Origin of the sequence: Segatella oris, from assembly GCF_900637655.1 — a bacterium.
GTDB lineage: Bacteria > Bacteroidota > Bacteroidia > Bacteroidales > Bacteroidaceae > Prevotella > Prevotella oris.
This window is the reverse complement of record NZ_LR134384.1, coordinates 2086504-2103632: the sequence shown is the minus strand read 5'-3', so window position 1 is coordinate 2103632 and position 17129 is coordinate 2086504. Positions and strand designations below refer to the sequence as shown.

15 protein-coding genes are annotated in these 17129 nt (G+C 46.9%); 7 read left to right on the top strand and 8 right to left on the bottom strand.

Annotated features, from left to right (window positions below; all coding sequences use genetic code 11):
- The first annotated feature begins 14 nt into the window (after nucleotides 1-14).
- From EL210_RS08770 to EL210_RS08745, 6 genes are all read left to right on the top strand, one after another.
- The gene (locus EL210_RS08770) at nucleotides 15-752 is read left to right on the top strand and encodes an RloB family protein (protein WP_018919187.1); all 738 of its coding nucleotides are present in this window, start codon (nucleotides 15-17) and stop codon (nucleotides 750-752) included.
- Nucleotides 753-762: 10 nt separating this feature from the next.
- Complete coding sequence (locus EL210_RS08765) at nucleotides 763-1224, top strand: hypothetical protein (RefSeq protein WP_232000305.1); 462 nt, start codon at nucleotides 763-765, stop codon at nucleotides 1222-1224.
- A gap of 174 nt (nucleotides 1225-1398) precedes the next feature.
- A complete protein-coding gene (locus EL210_RS08760) occupies nucleotides 1399-1680 on the top strand; it encodes a hypothetical protein (RefSeq protein ID WP_004372624.1) in 282 nt (93 codons plus the stop codon).
- Nucleotides 1681-1695: 15 nt separating this feature from the next.
- Nucleotides 1696-2007: a hypothetical protein gene (locus EL210_RS08755; RefSeq protein ID WP_004372625.1), complete on the top strand. Its 312-nt coding sequence runs from the start codon at nucleotides 1696-1698 to the stop codon at nucleotides 2005-2007.
- A gap of 145 nt (nucleotides 2008-2152) precedes the next feature.
- Nucleotides 2153-4390 (top strand): BT4734/BF3469 family protein, encoded by a 2238-nt coding sequence (locus tag EL210_RS08750; RefSeq protein WP_018919185.1) that lies wholly within the window; start codon nucleotides 2153-2155, stop codon nucleotides 4388-4390.
- A 316-nt stretch (nucleotides 4391-4706) separates the two neighbouring features.
- Nucleotides 4707-5138: a DUF5675 family protein gene (locus tag EL210_RS08745; RefSeq protein WP_018919184.1), complete on the top strand. Its 432-nt coding sequence runs from the start codon at nucleotides 4707-4709 to the stop codon at nucleotides 5136-5138.
- A 78-nt stretch (nucleotides 5139-5216) separates the two neighbouring features.
- Here the strand turns inward: EL210_RS08745 and EL210_RS08740 are convergent, their stop codons facing one another.
- The 6 genes from EL210_RS08740 to dnaN are packed head-to-tail and all read right to left on the bottom strand — an operon-like array spanning nucleotide 5217 to nucleotide 12659.
- The gene (locus EL210_RS08740; protein WP_026285853.1) at nucleotides 5217-6872 is read right to left on the bottom strand and encodes a tetratricopeptide repeat protein; all 1656 of its coding nucleotides are present in this window, start codon (nucleotides 6870-6872) and stop codon (nucleotides 5217-5219) included.
- Nucleotides 6873-6932: 60 nt separating this feature from the next.
- A complete protein-coding gene (gene recN / locus EL210_RS08735) occupies nucleotides 6933-8594 on the bottom strand; it encodes a DNA repair protein RecN (protein ID WP_018919181.1) in 1662 nt (553 codons plus the stop codon).
- 10 nt (nucleotides 8595-8604) lie between these two features.
- A complete protein-coding gene (porD, locus tag EL210_RS08730) occupies nucleotides 8605-9510 on the bottom strand; it encodes a type IX secretion system protein PorD (RefSeq protein ID WP_018919180.1) in 906 nt (301 codons plus the stop codon).
- Nucleotides 9467-10657, bottom strand: a complete 1191-nt coding sequence (coaBC, locus tag EL210_RS08725; protein ID WP_018919179.1) for a bifunctional phosphopantothenoylcysteine decarboxylase/phosphopantothenate--cysteine ligase CoaBC — start codon at nucleotides 10655-10657, stop codon at nucleotides 9467-9469. Before coaBC ends, porD begins: the two co-directional genes overlap by 44 nt.
- The gene (locus EL210_RS08720) at nucleotides 10651-11511 is read right to left on the bottom strand and encodes a 3'-5' exonuclease (RefSeq protein ID WP_018919178.1); all 861 of its coding nucleotides are present in this window, start codon (nucleotides 11509-11511) and stop codon (nucleotides 10651-10653) included. Before EL210_RS08720 ends, coaBC begins: the two co-directional genes overlap by 7 nt.
- A 26-nt stretch (nucleotides 11512-11537) precedes the next feature.
- On the bottom strand, nucleotides 11538-12659 hold the full coding sequence (gene dnaN / locus EL210_RS08715; protein ID WP_004376538.1) for a DNA polymerase III subunit beta: 1122 nt from the start codon (nucleotides 12657-12659) through the stop codon (nucleotides 11538-11540).
- Between the two features lie 201 nt (nucleotides 12660-12860).
- Here dnaN and EL210_RS08710 point away from each other — a divergent pair, with 201 nt between their 5' ends.
- On the top strand, nucleotides 12861-13268 hold the full coding sequence (locus EL210_RS08710) for a DUF3127 domain-containing protein (RefSeq protein ID WP_004372634.1): 408 nt from the start codon (nucleotides 12861-12863) through the stop codon (nucleotides 13266-13268).
- A 466-nt stretch (nucleotides 13269-13734) separates the two neighbouring features.
- Here EL210_RS08710 and EL210_RS08705 read toward each other — a convergent pair whose 3' ends face one another.
- Together EL210_RS08705 and EL210_RS08700 are read right to left on the bottom strand one after the other, a co-directional pair.
- Nucleotides 13735-15399, bottom strand: a complete 1665-nt coding sequence (locus tag EL210_RS08705) for an AMP-binding protein (RefSeq protein WP_018919176.1) — start codon at nucleotides 15397-15399, stop codon at nucleotides 13735-13737.
- Nucleotides 15400-15450: 51 nt separating this feature from the next.
- Nucleotides 15451-17118, bottom strand: a complete 1668-nt coding sequence (locus tag EL210_RS08700; protein ID WP_018919175.1) for an AMP-binding protein — start codon at nucleotides 17116-17118, stop codon at nucleotides 15451-15453.
- Nucleotides 17119-17129: the final 11 nt, after the last annotated feature.

Here is a 17129-nt window from a genome sequence, read left to right as displayed (position 1 = left end):
TCACAGGCATAACCATGAAGAAAACAACAAAGATGCGTGGCCCCTTAGTTAATAGTGAGCGAAAACAAGGCACGAGAGCCAAGATTGTAAGATTTCTCATTGTGTGTGAGGGAAAGAAAACCGAGCCTAATTATTTTAAGGCGCTTATCGATGATTGCAAATCACAAAATAATGGTGCAAAGATAGATAAGCAAAGAACACAAGTGGTCCCTGCAGCTGTAATCGGCGGAGGTGCTTGTGGTACCTGCAAGCTGGTGGAGAAGGCAAAGAAGTTGGAGAAGGAATACAAGTGTAAGCATCAGGTTCCTTTCGATCGCGTTTGGGTTGTGTTTGATAAAGACGAATACAAAGATTTCAACGAAGCTATCGTAAAGGCTGAGGAAGAAGGAATGAAATGCGCATGGAGTAATGGGGCTTTCGAATTGTGGTTTCTTCTTCATTTCCAGGGAGGAGTTGAAGGTAAGTGTAAGGACTATGTCAACAGGATTGAGAGCATATTGAAAAAGGAGTTGAAAAAGGAGGATTTCAGCTACGCGAAGAATGACAAGGACTTTTATCAGATTTTACAAGAACATGGCCATGAAGCCCAAGCTATGAGTAGGGCTCAAAGGTTGCGTGGTTCTCATGAAGGGGAAGTCGATTATGCCGCTCACAATCCACGCACTGAGGTTGATTTGCTGGTTAAGGAGCTTAGAAATCCCAAGATAGTTCTTGATGAGATAGAGAAGACCAGGAAAGCGCGTGAAGAATAACAAGGATGATATGGGAAATACAATCAATGTGCAGGGGTCGTATATCGACATCCACGATAATGAGACGGTGAATTTGAGTGTGAGTGGCGCCGAGGTGAACGTTGACCGAGCGGTTGTGCCTGCTGGGAAAGAGGCTTCGGTGGGCAAGAGCGAGGAAGAGATTGCCCGAGGAATAGAGGAGCTGATGCCTTTGTTCACGGTTAAATCGCAGTGGGTGGCCATTTACAGGGTGCTGGTAGATTTCTATGGCTGGCCCGGTGAGCTGACGGCTTTCTGTCAGCGTGCAGAGCAATTGCCTTTCAGCCATGCCCTTGACTATCCTTGTGATTATCAGGCCGTGCAGAAGGCCAAGAATGGAATTCTTGACAAGCATTATAAGCATTGGGAAAGCTTTTCGCTCACGGATAAGGTGAACACCTGTTTCTCCCGGCAGAAGCTTATTGCCGACCGCCTGCTGACTTTCTTACGATAGAATTTACTTTTTTACTTTGTTTTTTACGCTGTGTTTCCATTCGGTTCACAGCGTTTCTTTTTGCCCTATCTTTGCCTGTGGATTCCAAAACATGGAGTCGGCAGGCTTTTGTTCTTATGCCCGGGAAGAAGAACGGCAGGCTGCTTTTGTTCAATAAAAAAACGAAAAGTAAAAATGGAAAAGTTTGTAACAATCATCAACCAAGGGGCGCACACTTCGCGCCAGTATACAGCCCAGGACGGAACGCAGAAGACTTTCCACACGATGGGATTTATTCTGAGTGACGGCATCGATGAATTCTATGCTGAAATGACGGGCGACATGGCACGCGACTGCCAACCTTACGACCGCACCATGATGCACCGCATGCAGGGCTATATCAAGCAGCGCCCTTTCACCGACAAGAACGGCATGGAGCGTCATGAGAATCAAATCTATATCACAAAACTCATCTAAAGAAAGGATAGCATCATGGAAATCAAACTTCAGATTGCCGACAAGGTGTATCAGTCGCTCATTGCAAGTGGAAACAGAGTCAGAGGGTCTATCGGATTGGTGAACCCCAAGGAGGGAAATTTCAATGCATGGAAACAGCCAGTGCAGGAGAGTGAGCCGGGAACGAAGACCATTCGGCTGGCACATGGAAAAGCAACCGTCAGCAAGGAGCGTGCCCGACTGACACTCTCTGTTGAACGGACAGAGATTGAAAGTCCTTATGAGGTGATTGACCGTGAAAGTCAGGAAGCATCAGACTTCATGTATTTTGCAATTCATAATTTATAGTGAGGAGTGAGGAGTGTGTAATGTGGAGTTGATTTAATTCATAATTTATAATGCATAATTCATAATTAAACATTCCTCATTTCTAATTCCTCATTCCACATTCCACATTAAACATTTCACATTTCACATTAAACATTGAAAACATATGTTTGGTTATAGTTCAAGTATAAGCAGGGGGGTAGTAGATTGTACCCCCGAATTGTTCCGCCAGGTGGTGCGGTCAGAGAAAGTCGGTAGGTTGTGTGCAGAGATAGCCGATGCCCGCGAGATGAAACTTCGGGGTGAGATGAGCCAGGAAGATTTCGAACATCGCAAGTCGGAATGTAAACGCCGTCTGCCAGTGTTTCTTTTTCATGCCACGTTTCCCAAGGGGCGCAGGGCGAATGCCGAAGCCGTTCCAACAGGATTGAGTATTTTTGATATCGACCATATTCCTGCTCCGCGCGAAACATGGAGAGAGATTGCCCCGCGGGCAGAAACGTTGGGCATAGTGCTTGCCCATGTTTCGCCATCGTTGGAGGGGTTGCGTCTGGTTTTCGTGCTTCCTCAAGGCATGGCTTTGGCTGAGGGGCAGAAGTGGATGGCAAGTCAGTTGGGCATGAGCGTCTATGATGAGAGTGTCAAGGATTATGCGCGCTGTTCGTTTGCTGTTCCCGAGCCGTATATCTTGTATGAGAGCGAGAAGCTGTTTGCCGTGCCGGAACCTCCAACAATTTCTGAAACGCCTGCATGCTTGTCGGCGTTGAAGGAGTCTGGAAATCAGGAAGCCTCACGACAACCTCTGCCTGCCCCTGCCGCTGGTCAGGAGAAAGCACAGGGTGAGGTTGCTGCTACCTTTCGTGGGATTCCTTATGACACGATTATTTCTCGCTGGTGGGAGAAGATGGGCGGTGAGCCTCAGGAAGGAGAGCGCAATGTGAAACTTCATCAGTTGGCAGTCAATCTCAGAGCAATCTGTGACAATAATGTAGGGAAGCTCATGCGCGTGATGCCTCGCATGGGGTTGCCGGAGCAGGAAATGAAAAGTGTGCTTGAGTCGGCTTGCAAGGAGCAGCCCAAGGGAATTTCAAGGCTGCTGAAGACTATTATTGCCGATCTGGAACGCGAGGCAAAGGGCGATGAAATGTCTGAACCTTTACAGGAAACAGAAGAAAAGGCGCTCAGTTCGGTGTTGTGTCGTGGATTGAGAGAGTCAATCTTCGGTGTGCCTGAGCCTATGCAAATGGCTGTGCTCTGTGCCGTGTTGCCCTTGGCGGCAAGTTATGCCGACGGAGTTGAGGTGGAGTATTGTGATGGCAAGCGCATGAGGTTGGGACTGATGAGCGTCATCGTTGGTCCGCAGGCCTCGGGAAAGAGTGCGTGTAAGGAAGCTATTGACGTGTGGCTCAAGCAGATGGACGAGGAGGATGCCCTTGCCCGACATAAGGAGGACGAATGGAAGCAGGCCCGAAAGTGCAGGAAAGCCAATGAGAAAGCCCCTCGAGACCCAGAAGTGATGATTAGGAATGTGCCTGTCACGATTTCCTGTTCCACGCTTCTAAAGCGAATGAAGAATGCACATGGACACACGCTTTATTCTTTCGGCGAAGAACTCGATACGTTGTATAAGACCAATGGAGCTGGCTCGTGGTCTACGAAATATGACATCTACCGATTGGCTTTCGACAACGGACGTTGGGGCCAGGATTATAATTCCGACCAGGCAGAGAGTGGAGTTGTTGAGGTGGCTTATAATTGGACAATTCTTGGCACGTATGGAGCATTGCGCAAGTGTTTTAAGACGGATAATGTGGAAAACGGACTTTCCTCCCGTCTGATGCTTGCCGAGATGCCTGATAATTCGTTTGCCCCGATGCCTCACTTCAAGGGCATGAATGATGCGCACCGGCAGGCTATCAGTGAGTGTGTCACCCGATTGAGAGAGGCTAAGGGATTTGTGGATACCCCTCGGTTGCGCAGGGCTATGGCCAACTGGGTTGAGGCACGGCGGTTGGAGGCCATGAAGAGCGCCGACACAGTGATGGACACCTATCGCAAGCGGGCTGCTGTCATTGGTTTTCGTTGTGGTGTGGTCTATCGGTTGCTCTATGGGAAAGAGTCGAATGAATGTTTGAAATTTGCCGTAATGATGGCAGATTATGTACTTCGCGAGCAGAGCAGGCTATTTGGTGAGGTGCTGTTGGAACAGGCGGAGTCAGTTTCCTCTGTCGGTCGGAAGAGGAGAGATACAACGATTTTCGATGAACTTCCAACGACTTTCACCCTCCACGACCTTGAGGTGTTGAAACATCAGCATGCGAGTACGCTTCGGGTTGTCATTCATCGTTGGAAAGCGAGTGGCTGGATTGAACGTGTTGGAAAAGGAATGTGGAAGAAGATATAAGATAACTTCTCCCCAGACACCTCCCCCCGACCCCTCTCCCAAGGAGAGGGGAGTGCGAGCTGGAGAATATTGTTTGAGGAAGGTGAGTAAGTCCACTCAAATTAGACCTCTCCTCTCTCTTTGGGAGAGGGGGCGGGGGTAAGGTAAAATATTACATATTACATTATTACATGTAACATTAGGCCCGATATGTTAATTCATAATTCATAATTCATGATTCATAATTTATAATGCGTAATGCGCAATGTGGCACGAGGAATCATGATTCATGAATTATGCATTATGAATTGTGCATTATTCATTAAAAAAAGTACTTATGAAAATCAATATTAAACGTATAGCGCGAAAAACGGATTATACTATCGGACATCTCTATGTCGGCGGACAATATTTTTGTGACACGCTGGAACCTGCTGATTGCGGATTGACCAAGGAAACACCGCTCCGTGATATTCAGTTGGCAAAAGCACGTGGCAGGGTGGCTATCCCCATGGGATGCTATCGGGTGCTGATCACCAAGAGCCCGCGTTTTGGTTGCTGGCTTCCACTGGTCTATGGTGTGCGTGGATTTAAGGGTATCCGCATTCATGCAGGAAATAGGCCCGCTGACACCTCAGGTTGCATTCTTGTGGGGTGGAACCGCAGGGTGGGAGAATTGATGAACTCTCGAACTGCCCTGCATTTGCTGATGCAAAAGATGACGGAGGCTTTGGGAAGAGGGGAGCGTGTGGAGGTGGAGATAGAATGAAAAACCACCTCCATGGAAGGAGGCGGGCTTGCATGCTATTTGATACTTTCCTGTTTTATGCTCTTTGTTTGAGGCCCTCTATTTGATTCGTTTAAGATACTCATCGGCCCGTTTGTCACCCAATTCTTTGGCCTTCAGCAATGATAAACGGGCTGTTTCTTTCTTGCCAAGTTCGAGTTGGGAAATGCCGAGAAGCAGGTGGCCGTCGGCATATTCGGGGGCAAGCTCTGTACAGCGTTGTGCGGCTTTCTCGGCATCTTCAAGGCGCTTTACCCGAAGACTGAGCGATGCCATTTCTGCATAGTAGGTTGGCTCGTCGGGGGTCATGATGATAGCGCGGGCGATGTCGTTGAGAGCTTGAAGATACTGGCGGGTCTTGGTCTCGCACTTATAGCGCATGTAATAGAAGTTGGAGGCAAGTGGGCGTCCCTGCATGAGTGAGTCGTAGAGATTGTAGTCTTTCAGGGCAAGTCGGTAGTTTTCCTGGGCATCAAGGGCCATGCCGCGTGCCAGCACATAGGGGGCAGCCACGGATGTGAGCGGTTGGGGACAGGCAGCTACCGCACTGTCGAGCAGGGCCATGATTTCGGTTTGCGGAGCCTTGAGCATGGTCTTGCATTGGGCGGCCTCATAGAAGAACTCGCCATTGCGGATAGGGCTTTTGGTGAGTGCCATAAAACGGTCGTAGGCTTGCTGATATTGTCCTTGTGAATAGATAATCTGTGCCTGTTGATGCCGATAGACGTCGAGCGGATTGAGGGCCTCGGCTTTTCGTGCCTCTTCAAGGGCTTTGTCGAGTGTCCATGCAGGATAGGGACTGTCGGCATGATAGATTTGCTTTTGCAGGATGACCTTGGCGTATTCAGAGTGTGCCTCGTCTTTCTTGGTGGCACGTTCAATGGCAGTCTGCATCATCTTGTCGGCTTCTGCATATTTGCCTGCATCCACATAGCTTATGGCTTTGTTGGTGTAGCCTTCAGTGGCTGTGGGGAAACGTTTGATGAAGTCGTCGATGTAGGCTTGTCGTTTCAGAGAGTCTACCGTCTCGCCTGTCATCATCATGGTGAGCAAGGCTTCTTCCTGTTTCTCGGGCAGTGCCGTGCGGATAGCGCAGGTGCGCAATACGGGGTCGTTGACAGAGAAAGCATTTGCCTTGATGTCGTTGGCCAATTGGGCATCGGTGGCATATACTTCGCCATTCTTGCCATGCTGGAGGAGTCCGATAACCTGTGCACGGTCGTTGACAAACGGACAGCTGGCCATGTTTTCGGCGGTATCTTGGGTGAAAATATAGTAGTTATATTTGTTCATGAACTTTTCCACACTGCCTATCTTGAAGGGCTTCACGTCGGCTTTAGCCACTGAATAGCCTATGAGATAAGCCTTTCCATTGGCTTGAGAACTGGCAATGGGAGCGGGGAGAGTGGTTCCGCTGACGGTGAACTTGCAGACGTCATAGAGCTCGTTGGCGCCAATGATGGTCTCTACGTTGTGTTGCTTGCCGTTGGCATCAATGACAATAGCATGATCAGCGCCGGCAAAGGGTGCCCATGTGCTGATAGCCTGTCCGTCGGAAGACACGAAGACGCCATGGCTTGAGGCACGCAGGCTGCCGTCTTTATTGAAAGTTGTGAGTGTGAATACGGATTTGGCAGTCTTCTGCATGGAGGCCGATTGGGCGAACATCCCCAGGGAGAATGCGAAGGTTAAGATGATGATGATTGATTTTTTCATTGTTGATATAGGGTTATCTTGTTTCGTAATGTGATATGGTGGATATTTCCAGACGGTGTCTCATGCTTTCTTGAGCAGGGCCTTGGCATTGCTGATAGCTTCGGCCGAGATATTACTTCCGCTGAGCATCTGGGCAATCTCTTGTATGCGTTCATCGTCGGTGAGTAGTCGCATGTGGCTGACCGTGCCCTCATTGGTTTCTTCTTTCGACACTTTATAATGGGTGGTGCCGAGTGCAGCAATCTGTGGAAGGTGGGTGATGCTGATTACCTGTCGGTCGTGCTGGCCCATTTCCTGCATGATTTGTGCCATCATCTCGGCCACTCGTCCGCTGACCCCGGTGTCTATCTCGTCGAAGATGATTGTCGGAAGCTGAACAGCACCGCTGATCATGGCTTTCAGAGAGAGCATGACACGGGCTATCTCACCGCCCGAAGCCACCTGACTGACAGGCTGGAGCGGCGTACTTCGGTTGGCACTGAAGAGGAAAGCTATCTTGTCGCGACCGTCTTCAGAGAGTTCTTTGACAGTGAGTTGAATTTGAAATCTCACATTGGGAATCCCTAAAGGTACAAGTCGGTTGGCCATTTCTTTCTCTACCAACAAGGCCGCTTTCTCACGTTTCCGTGTGAGCATCTCGGCCTTCTCATGGCAGAGTTGTTCGAGTTGGTTCACGCGTTGGCGGGTTTCTTCAAGCAGTTCTTCCGAGTTGTCGATGTTGCCCAACTGCTTCCCGAGTTCTTCCTTGATTTGCAGGAGTTCGGCAATGGTCGACACATGGAATTTCTGTTGAAGGGAATAGATGGTATCGAGGCGCTCATTGAGTTGGTCAAGTCGGGCTGGGTCGAATTCTATATGGTCAGTATCACGACTGATTTCCTGGGCTATATCTTTAAGTTCGATGTGGCAGTTGTCGAGTCGTTCGGCCAATTCCTTGGCATTGGGGTACACCTGCTCGATGGCATGCAGTCGGTTGGCAGCTCGTTTCACTTGTTCCACGGCTCCCCGCTCTTCGCCTATAAGCAGGCCGTCACCCTCGAAAAGCGCCTCCTTGATTTCTTCTGAATGCGAGAGTTGTTCGGTTTCCTGTTCTATGTTTTCCTGTTCATCGGCTTTCAAGTTTGCCTTTTCAATTTCATTGAACTGGAAGCGCATAAACTCCTCATTCTCTTTGCCTTGTGCTATATTTTCCTCCAATTGTTTCAGGTCGGCATGAGCTTTCCGATAGGCTTTGAAACTCTCCTGATAGTTCTTGCGTTCTTGTTCGTCGTGGGCAATGATGTCAACCACATTGAGTTGGAAGTTTTCTTTTTGCAGAAGGAGGTTCTGATGCTGGCTGTGAATATCTACAAGCATCTCGCCTAACTCTCGCATGAGTGTAAGCTGTACGGGCATGTCGTTGACAAATGCACGGCTCTTGCCATTCTTGTTGATTTCCCGACGGATGATGCAGTCTTCTGAATCATAGTCGATGTCATTATCGGCGAAGAACTGGTCCATGCCATATTTCGAGAGATTGAAGTGAGCCTCAATCACGCATTTATCCCTGTCTGCCTTTATGACTTTCGTGTCGGCACGCTGACCCAGAAGCAGGTTGATAGCACCGAGAATGATGCTTTTTCCTGCACCTGTTTCTCCGGTAATCACAGAGAAACCGCTGTTGAATGCTATGTTCAGTTCGTCGATCAGCGTGAAGTTCTTGATATATAATTGTTTCAGCATTGTCTATGTTTTATCGTTTGATTTTATCCCATGCCTCATTCAGGCTGGCATTGAGTCTGAAAAGAATTTCGTAGACGCTTTCTTTCTCCTTCTGCGTGCCTTTGCCTTGATAGATATTGGCAAGCTCATCCTTTTTATAGTCGGTCCATATCTGTGGCAACATACTCAAAGGACGGTTCTCATGGGCTTTCTGGAGGTCGTTCTCGAGTGCCGTAGTGATGTTCACACGTGCCTTTTCTACATTATTGGCCATCTCGTCAAGTCCTGTCCGATAGTAATCATACTGAAGCATTCTGAAAGGTTTCAAAGCCTCGTCCATATAGCCATTGATAAAGGCATATCGGTTTCGGTCATCGTCAAAACTCTTCCAACCCGTGAAGTTCAAGCCTTGAGCATTATTGGCCACGTTGAGGCATTGTTGTAGAATGTCAGTTCCTCCCATGGGCGAGAAACTGTCAAGGTTCATGCCGATGATGAGATAGGCATAGTAGGCACAGAGAGCCGTCAGTTGGTTGTCAATATGTTCCTCGTTGAAATCGAGCTGGCTGAATTCAGCAAACTCAAAGTCGAAGTTGTTATCAATATTATTATATAAGGTGGTGGTGTATGAAGAATTGAATACCGGGCGGTTAGCCTGAACGATTGCCTTACAGCTGAAAGTGTTGGTCTTGCGGTCGTATTTGTTCACCGTGATATTGAAACTACAGGGTATACGCTCATTTTTCTGAAACTGTAAAGCCGTCCATTTGCGGTCGTTCAGAAATTGCATGAGGGTAGTTTGCAGATTATCGAATATCGAATTGTCAGTGCCTTGTATCTGTGCATGATTGATATTGACGGTAGCCTGCAGTTCCTGTGCCAGCAGTGAGCCACTACAAAAGAGTAGCCAGCTCGTCAACAATATCTTTGGCAACATCTGTTTTCGGCTTCTTGGCATATTCTTTCTTTCCTTCTTTATGGATAATCGTTATCTGGTTCTCATCGCTCTGGAATGTCGTTCCTGGATTTCGGGTAGAGTTCATCACGATGAAATCGGCATTCTTCTTCTCTAATTTTTGCTTGGCATTCTGCTCTTCGTCATTGGTTTCGAGTGCGAAAGCGATGATACGCTGATCTGAGGTCTTCATCTTTCCGAGCGTAGAAGCAATATCCTGCGTGGGTTTGAGACGGAGAAGCAAGTCGTCTTTCTCACGTTTAATCTTCGTTTCTGCCACGTTTTCGGGTTTGAAATCGGCCACTGCCGCACACAGAATGGCTGCATGTTGTTGTGGAAAGGCCTTTGTTGCCTGCTCATACATCTCTTCGCAACTCTCCACGTCTATCCTTCTGATGCCCTCCGAGCAACTAAGACTCACGGGGCCACTTATCAATGTGACCTCAGCTCCACGGCGATAGCATTCTTCGGCCAGTGCATATCCCATTTTTCCGCTTGAATAATTGCCGATGAAACGCACGGGATCAATCTTCTCGTATGTAGGACCAGCCGTAATCATGATATTCTTTCCCTGCAGGTCAGCAGTCGAGTTGAAGAATTTGTCGAGTTGTTCAACAATTCTTTCCGGTTCTTCCATTCGCCCTTTTCCCTCAAGTCCACTGGCCAGAAAGCCGCTTGCGGGTTCTATGATATGGTTGCCATAGGATTTCAGTTGCTGGAGATTGGCCTGCGTAGAAGGATGTTGAAACATGTCGAGGTCCATTGCCGGAGCAATAAACACAGGGGCTTTCATGCTGAGATAGGTGGTGATAAGCATGTTGTCAGCCACACCATGTGCCATTTTTCCGAGTGTGCTTGCCGTGCAAGGGGCTATGAGCATGGCATCGGCCCACAATCCAAGGTCTATATGGGAGTGCCATGTGCCGTCACGTTGAGAGAAAAACTCGCTGATTACAGGCTTATGGGTGAGTGCAGAAAGCGTTATCGGCGTAATGAACTCTTTGCCCGATGGGGTAATAACAACTTGTACCTCAGCACCGTGTTTGATAAGAGCACGAATGATGAGGCACGATTTATAGGCTGCTATAGAGCCTGTAATTCCAAGTACAATCTTCTTTCCTTTCAGCATGAGCGCTTGTTGAATTCTCGTAGTCTGATGCGTGTGAGCACCTGTTTGGTGTTGTTTGAGAACTCTGCCGCCAACATCCAGGAATAATATCCAGGGTCTTTCTTCAAGACTTCTGCCACTGGCATGTCCTTGTATTTGCCGAAGTTGAACACCTCTTGCACCTGTGGTTGACCGTCTTTATCCAGCAAAGGATTGCCGTCTTTATCCTTTACAGGCCCCCAGACAATGCGTCCTGCAAAGTCAACATTGTCATTCTGCTTGGAGAAATCAGCCAGATAATCCATGTCGTTGGGCAATATGCGCTCGGCTTCACTCTGCTTGTCTGCCGAATACATGTCGAGCTGTCCCAACAGCACGCGATAGGTGGCCTCGGTATCTTGGTCGGCACGGTGTGCTTCGAAGTCTTCATCCATTTTTCGTCCACAATAGAATTCGTAGGCAGCAGCCAGATTTCGCTTTTCCATTTTGTGGAAAATGGTCTGCGCATCAATGAGCCTGCACTTTGAAAAGTCAAAATCTATACCTGCCCGAAGGAATTCCTCGGCCAGCATTGGAACATCAAAGCGGTTGGAATTGAATCCTGCAAAGTCACAGCCTTTGAACTTCTCGGCCAGTGTTGCAGACAGTTGTTTGAAGCTTGGAGCATCCTTCACTTTTTCATCGTCAATACCCGTAAGGGCTGACACCATGTCGGGAATATGCTTTCCCGGATTGATAAGATGATCTCCGCGCTCTTCAGTTCCATCCGGACAAACCTTGATAAACGACAGCTGAATGATGCGGTCGTTTACAATATCAAGCCCCGTAGTCTCAAGGTCAAAGACTACGAGGGGCTTTTTCAGATTTAATTTCATTGTCAATATTAAGCGTGAGCAAGCGGTTAATCGTTGAGAAGCATGGGCATAATCAACATCAGAATGTTGGCATTCTCAGGCTGTTGAGCAGGAACAATGACCCCTGCACGGCTTGGATCTGCCAATTGGAAGATGACTTCATCACCGTCAAGATTGTTAAGGATATCCTGCAATGAACTTCCCTTGAAGCCAATACTCATTTGCGGACCGTTGTAGTCACAGATAATCTGCTCCTTGGCACTGGTAGCGAAGTCAATGTCTTCTGACGAAACCTCCAACTTGCCAGCCTCAATGCGGAACCGAACAAGCTGACTGCTCTCGCTTGCAAACGGCAGCACACGACGCAGTGCACCGATAAGGCTCTTGCGGTCGATGTTCATGTTGTGGGGGTTCTGTGGGATAACGCTATTGTAGTTAGGATAGTTTCCTTCGATAAGGCGACAGGTGAGTTGACCCTCGGCAAAGCGGATTTCAGTGCTGCGGTCATCAAATCTGATGACTACTTCATTGTCGTCTTTGCTCAGAACATTCTTCAAGAGCGTAGCAGGCTTCTTGGGAAGAATAAATGATGCCGCGTTTTCGCTCTTGACCGTATAGTCTTGGTTGCGCACCAACTTATGACCGTCTGTGGCAACAATGGCTAAATAGTCGGTTGTCAAGTCGAAGTAGATGCCGTTCATTACAGGGCGAAGTTCATCGGTAGCCGTTGCAAAGAGCGAGCGGGTGATGTTGCTCACCAATGAAGCTGAAGTCATGGTGATAACGTTTGCACCGTCGGGCACTGCCTGTGTATGAGGATATTCATCGGCATTCTGTGCCGTGAAATTGTACATACCGTTCTGATAGAGAATTTTGATAGTGAGCGCTTCAATGTCAACATCGAACGAAAGTGGTTGCTCGGGCAGTTCTTTGACAGCGTCAAGGATTGTTCGGTTGGGCACAGCGAAGCTTCCTTCACCATCACATTCGCTAAGCGCCACGAGCGAAGTCATAACGTTCTCACTGTCTGATGCCGTAATCTTGAGTCCGCTGTTGCTGACTTCAAAAAGGAAACTGTCGAGGATAGGCAGTGAGTTCTTACTGTTGATAACCTTGGCAAGTGATTGCAGGCGTGCATTCAGTGCGCTGCTGGATAATGTAAATCTCATTAGTATCGTTGTTTATTAGTTATTATTCCATTTATGTTTTTTGTACATACAAAAATAGTAAAAACCCCTGTGTAAAACAAAAAAAAGGTACAAAATGTTTCATTTATTAGAACTATTTTAGTAATTTCGCAGAATAAAGTGTAAAAACAAAAACTTCTTTTTTGCATTTTGAAACTTGAAAAAATAATATAAAATACGATTATGGATTTACAAGGTAAGGTTATTGCAGCACTTCCCGCACGTTCGGGTACCTCTGCACGTGGCGAATGGAAAGCGCAGGATTTTGTTATCGAGACTCATGAGAATTATCCTCATAAGATGGTTTTCAGCGTTTTCGGTGAAGAGCGTCTGCAGCGTTTCAATATTCAGATTGGCCAGGAAGTGAACGTTTCTTTCGATATTGATGCCCATGAGTATAACGGTCGTTGGTTCAACAGTATCCGTGCATTTGATGTCCGTCAGATTGATCCGGCAACGATTGGCGCAGCTGTTCCTCCAGAGGCTTTTGGTGCTGCTCCGGCTGGACAGGCTCCTGTTGCAGGTGCTCAGGCTCCATTCCCTCCACAGCAGAATGCTGAAGGTGAAAGTGCAGATGATCTGCCATTCTAAGGAAAACAGATTTTACTAAAGCAGAAGAAAGGTGCATTGCCCGTTGACAATGCACCTTTCTTCATAATTCTTCTTTTGTTCTTCCTCTGCATACCGTTTTCCTTTTATTTATCTTTCTGCAAAGTGGTATTTATCGGTGAAATGATGATAAAAGCGGTATGATAGTTTTTCTTCGCTGATCTTTGCTTGTAACTTGATGCAGAATGCGTTGTAACTTGATGCAAGTTATCGTATAACTTGATGCAGATTACGATGTAACTTGATGCAGATTAGCTTATGATTTGATGCAGATTACAATGCTTTTAGAAAGTAAAAAGTAAAGGAAACATGAAGTAAGAGGACAAAAGAGTAAAAAGATTTGGAAATTGTTTGGTCGGGAATGATTTCCTTATCGTTCCATTCAATAGTCTCATTTACTTTTTTACCCTCTCTGTCCTCTTTTCTGTTTTCTTGTTTTTTTGCTTTTTTACTTTTGATAGAGGTATCTCTTGATGCTCTTTTTCGGTGTTTTCTCGAACTCTTCTTCATGGATACGGATAGCCGTGAGTTTGCAGTAGGCGGGTTGCGTCTGGTTAAGTTCGTTGCGGTTCTGCTCCATGATGGTTTCCAAGTCTTGGTTGGAGAAGCCCATGTTCTTGGCCTCTTCATAATCAGGATAAACCAATCCAATGAGTTTGTCACCTTCCTGAATCACTACACTCTCATTGACCATAGGCATTGAGTTCAGGCGGTCTTCAATCTCTTCAGGGTAGATATTCTGTCCACTTGCACCCAAGAGCATGTTTTTGGAACGTCCTTTGATGAAGACATTCCCGTCGGCATCCATTGTTCCGAGGTCGCCCGTGTGATACCAGCCGTCGGCATCAATGGTCTGACGCGTGGCTTCTTCGTTCTTATAATAGCCCAACATTACGTTGAGTCCCTTTGCAAGAATTTCTCCTGGTACATTCTCTGGGTCTGGACTGTCAATCTTCACTTTCATGTTGACAACAGCCCGGCCACAGCTTCCCGGCACAAAGTCTTTATAATCTGAATAACAAATGATAGGGGCACATTCCGTGGCACCATATCCTACTGTGTATTTAAAACCAATACGATGTACGAAGCGTTCAATCTCTTGATTAAAGGCGGCACCACCGATAATGACTTCATAGAATTCACCACCGAAGGCATTGGTAACCTGTTCGCATATCTTTTCGCGCACTTTCTTAGCCACAACAGGCATGTGAAGGAGCATGCGCATGCGGTTGTTCTGTATTTTCGGGAACACTTTCTTGCGGATAATCTTCTCGATGACCAATGGCACGCTGATGATAACCTTGGGCTTTACTTCACTGAAAGCCTGGGCGATAATGGCCGGACTTGGCACCCGGGTAAGGTAGAAGATATGACAACCTTTGATGAACTCGAAGATGAATTCAAACGACATGCCATACATATGAGCCATGGGAAGAATACTGATGATATTGTCTCCACATTTAATCTGTTTGCCCAATACTTGGTTGGCAAAGTAGGTGTTGCTCCATAATGCACGATAAGGAATCATCACGCCCTTGGAAAATCCTGTCGTTCCACTGGTGTAGTTGATGAGTGCCAACTCTTCGGGATCAGTGTCAATATAGTAATTGACATGTTCTTTTCTGAAGTATTTAGGATACTTCTTGCCAAACATCTCGTTCAGATGCTCGCGCGCATAGGTCAGTTTGTCTGTGCGTGAGAGCACAAGCGAGTAGTCGGGGATATAGATGATGCCTTCAAGTCCGGGCATTTTCGTTGCGTCAATCTGTGTGGCTACAACATCTCCAACAAAGAGAAGGCGGGCCTCACTGTGGTTAACGATGTTGTGCATCTGGTCGGGTGTGAATTCATGAAGGATAGGAACGGCCACACAACCATAGGTGAGCGTAGCCAGAAAAGCCACAGCCCAGTTGGCACTGTTGCGTCCGGCCAGTGCAATCTTGTTGCCTTTAACCACACCACTACTTTCAAACATGATGTGAAGTTTCTCAATCTTACGTGCTACATCATGATACTGCAGCGTTGCACCCTTAAAGTCTGTGAGTGCATCCTTATCCCAATTGTCGATGATAGACTGTTGTATCAGACTATTGAAACTTGGTGTTTGTTCCATAATGTTATTTTTTCTGGTTTACTGTTTTGCTTTAGATATAGTTTTCATTTTTTAGATTGCATCCTGATACAGATAGCGTTTGATGCTCTTTTTTGGAGTTTTTGCAAATTCTTCTTCATGGAGTTGGATAGCGGAAATCTTTGAAAAGCTTGGCAACATATCGTTAAGATTTCCACGATTTTGCTCCATAATGCTCTGCAAGTCTTCTCCGCTGAAGCCCATGGCTTCGGCCTCTTCATAGTCGGGGTGAACCAATGCTATGAGTTTTTCCTCCTTTTGCAGGACAAGGCATTCACTTACCAAGGTCATTGAGTTCAGCTTGTTTTCAATTTCTTCGGGATAGACATTCTGTCCGTTTGCACCGAGAAGCATATTCTTGATGCGTCCGCGGATAAACACATGTCCGTCAGCCGACATGGTAGCGAGGTCTCCCGTGTGATACCAGCCCTCGTTATCCATAACGGCTTTTGTGGCCTCTTCGTTTTTATAATAGCCCAACATCACGTTTAGTCCACGCGTGATAATCTCTCCTGGAATGTTTTCCGGGTCGTTACTTGCAATCTTCACTTCCATGTTCTTGACGGGAGTGCCACAGCTTCTTGCTTGGAAATCATGCCAGTCTGTATAGGTAATCAGAGGAGCCGTCTCCGTGGTTCCATAGCCCATAGTGATAGGGAAACCGATGTTTACGAGGAAGTCTTCAATTTCCTTGTTCAGTCCGGCACCACCCACAATGACCTCATACATATTGCCACCAAACTCTGTGCGGACAATATCGAGAATGCGTTCCTTGACCTTCTTGCTGATGACAGGCATGTTCATCAGCAGTTTATACACGTTGGTCTGTATCTTTGGGAATACGTTTTTCCGGATAATCTTTTCGACAACCAAAGGCACGGCAACGATGATAGCCGGACGAATTTCAGTAAATGCCTGTTGGATAATCGTCGGACTCGGTAGTCTTGTGAGGAAATAAGTATGATTGCCTAAACAGAATTCCAAAATGAACTCACACACCATACCATACATGTGGCCCATCGGAAGGATTGCCAGCACATCGCAGTGCTTGGGAAGTTTGGTTCCAATGGCTTCTGCAAGGAAATCATAGTTGCTTGTGAGTGCACGGTAGGGAAGCATCACCCCCTTGGAAAAGCCCGTTGTTCCACTGGTGTAATTGATTAATGCCAGTTCCTCAGACTGGTCCACATGATAGTGGATATGCTCTTTTCGGAAATATTTGGGGTATTTATGTCCGAAGATTTCGTTCAGATGTTCGCGAGCGTATGTCAGCTTTTCAGAACGTGAAAGCATGACTGAAAAGTCGGGAATATAAATTACACCTTCCAACGAAGGCATTTCATCAGCGTTAATCTCGGTAGCCACGACATCACCTACGAATAGCAGTTTTGACTCGCTATGATTGACAATGTTGTGTATTTGTTCGGCTTTGAATTCGTTTTGTACGGGTACGGCAACGGCACCATAGGTCAGTGTGGCGAGAAAGGCCACGGCCCAATGCGAACTGTTTCTGCCACATAGTGCAATCTTATCGCCTTTCTGAAGACCGCTGTTTTCAAAAAGAATGTGTAGCTTTTCTATCTTCCTTGCTACATCATGGAATTGGAGGGTGGCTCCTTTATAATCGGTCAGGGCATCCTTCTCCCAATTGTTGATGATGCTTTGTTCTATGTAGCTATTGAAATTTGGTAATGAATTCATTGCACAATATC